The sequence below is a fragment of the Mesorhizobium sp. M7A.F.Ca.CA.002.05.1.1 genome (genome assembly GCF_003998335.1).
Lineage (GTDB): Bacteria > Pseudomonadota > Alphaproteobacteria > Rhizobiales > Rhizobiaceae > Mesorhizobium.
Map to the genome: position 1 here is coordinate 1 of NZ_RZQI01000858.1, position 2,519 is coordinate 2,519.

Annotated in this window: 2 protein-coding genes; both read left to right on the forward strand. The window is 63.0% G+C overall.

Features of this window, described 5'->3' with window-relative positions; genetic code table 11:
• Window positions 1–164: 164 nt before the first annotated feature.
• A complete protein-coding gene (locus tag EN939_RS29595) occupies window positions 165–1,250 on the forward strand; it encodes a branched-chain amino acid ABC transporter permease (protein WP_127271221.1) in 1,086 nt (361 codons plus the stop codon).
• A 97-nt stretch (window positions 1,251–1,347) separates the two neighbouring features.
• The coding region (locus EN939_RS29600; RefSeq protein WP_164751326.1) for a glutamine synthetase family protein at window positions 1,348–2,519 on the forward strand (1,172 nt) is incomplete at its 3' end.

The window sequence follows — 2,519 nt, forward strand, 5'->3', positions numbered from 1 at the left end:
ATGCTGCTCGGCTTCATCGAGGTCGGCCTGCTGGTTGCGTTGCCGCAGGAGTATGGAGGCTTCAAGGACGCGCTCACCTACGGGATCATCGTCGCGCTGCTTGTCTACCGGCCAGAAGGCCTGCTCGGCCAGCGGGTCGAACTCGGCGACAAGGAGATTTGACGTTGTCGCAGGCAATCGAAGAGACCGCATCTCCGTCTACTGCTGTCGCACAATCCCGCGCTGCGCTGACGCGCTCGCTGATCGGTGGGCTGGTAACGTCGGTGCCGGTGCTGGTGGTCGGGCTGCTGATCCTGAATTTCGCGCCGACCTACTACACCTATCTGGCGCTCGGCGCCTTCGTGAACCTGATCGTCGTCGTCGGCCTTCAGGTGTTCATGGGCAACAGCAACATCGCCAATCTCGGCCACAGTGCCTTTGTCGGCCTCGGCGCCTATGGCGTCGCCATCCTGTCGACGCCACTGGCCATGAAGAAACTGTCGATCCCCCATGCGCCGTTCGGCTTCGCCACATTGCAGCTCGATCCGGTGTCGTCGGCGCTCATCGCGCTCATCATGGTCGGCATCGTCGCCGCCGTCAGCGGAAAGGTGATCAGCCGCCTGTCGGGTGTCGCCGCGACCATCGTCAGCCTGGCGCTGCTGATCATCGTCCATTCGGTGTTTCTCAACTGGACCAATCTGTTCAAAGGCAACCAGGCCTTCTTCGGCATCCCGAAGGTGGTCGGCTTGCCCTGGATGATGGTGTTCTCGGTGGTGGTGATCGTGCTGGCGCGGCTGTTCAAGGACAGCCGCTGGGGCCTGCAGCTCCGCGCCAGCGCCCAGAGCCCGCAGGCCGCCGCAGCACTCGGCATCGACGCCCGACGCCTGCGGCTGATGTCGTGGGTGCTGTCGGCGCTGATCTGCGGCCTCGCCGGTGTGCTCTACGCCTATTTTGCCGGCACGATCAGTCCCAAGCTTTTCTACTTCCAGATGATCTTCAACACGCTGGCGATGCTGATCCTGGGCGGCATGGCGACGGTGACCGGCGCGGTGACCGGCGTGATCGTGCTTTCGGTCGGGCTGGAATTCATCCGCAGCATCGAATCCGGCGTGACGATCGCCGGCCTCCAGCTGCCGCAGCTGCTCGGGCTGTCGGGTGTGGCGCTCGGCGTCGTCATCGTGCTTTGCATGGCCTTCCGGCCAAGCGGCATCAGCGGCCGTTATGAGCTCGACGAATTGTTGTCGCGATTTTTCAGGCGCAACGCGAAATAGCGTAGCGTCTGTCCGTTTCTTCTAACGCAATTCCGGACGGAAAACCGTTTCACACTTTTCCTGGAATTGCTCCGAGTTTTCCTGGTGGAGGTTTGAAGTGGAATTTGAGGACAAGGCCGCGGCCTACAAGCCCAGGCTCGAAGCGCTGCAGAGCAAGCTGGCGGCCGACGGCGTCGAATTCATCGAGATCCATACGGTCGACACATCAGGGGCGTTCCGCTCCAAGATCGCACCGCTGAAGCTCTCTACCTATGGCGAATCCATCAACGCCATCCTCTATTGCGTTACCCATGGCGACGGCCAACCGATGGGTGATGTTGCCTTCGCCTCGCCGAGCGCCAATGAGGACAACGGCTTTCCAAATATCAAGGGGATCATCGATCCGGCGACGGTCGTCCAGCACGGCTGGAAGCCGAAATTCGCCTCCGCCATCACCAGCTCCTACATGCTCGACGGCGCGGTCTGTCCGTTCGATCCGCGCGGCGTGCTGGCCCGCGTCGAAGAACGCGCCAGGGCGCTCGGCTACGAGCCGATGATCGCGCTCGAATACGAGTTCGGCATCTTCCATGCCGACCACGATCTGATGCGCGCCGGGCGCTACCGCGAGCTGAAGCCCTGGGGCCATTCGCTGATCAACTATGATCTGGTGCGCAGCGGCGAATATCAGGATTTTGCCGCCGAATTCATCACCCGCATGAAGAGCATCGGCATCGGGGTGGCCTCGCTGGTCACCGAATATGGCTACGGAATGTATGAATATGCGCTGACACCGAAATCGGCACTGCAGGCAGCCGACGACGCCATGCGTGCCAAGCTGCATCTGCGCGAGCTGTGCGCCGAGCGTGGCCTGGTCGCCACCTTCATGACGCGCTTCCAGCCGCCGGGCAAGGAAAGCGCCTGCGGCGCGCATCACCATGTCAGCCTGTGGCGCGACGGCAAGCCGGCCTTCGCCGCCGGCCCGAACCGGCTGACGCCGGTTGCGGAAAAGTTCCTTGCCGGCGTGCTCCACCGGATGCAGGAAACACATCTGTTGTTTCGGCCGACGGTCAATTCCTACCGCCGCTTCGATCGTGGCGCCTGGTCGCCGGAGGACGTCGCGTGGGGTTTCGAGAACCGCACAGCACCCGTCCGCGCCATCACCACGCCGAATGACGGCGCCTGCCGGCTGGAGCATCGCGCGCCGGGCGCCGACATCAATCCCTATCTGTCGATCGCCGCGATCCTGGCGGCTGGCTGCGAGGGCATCGAGAAAGATCTGCCGCTCGAAGC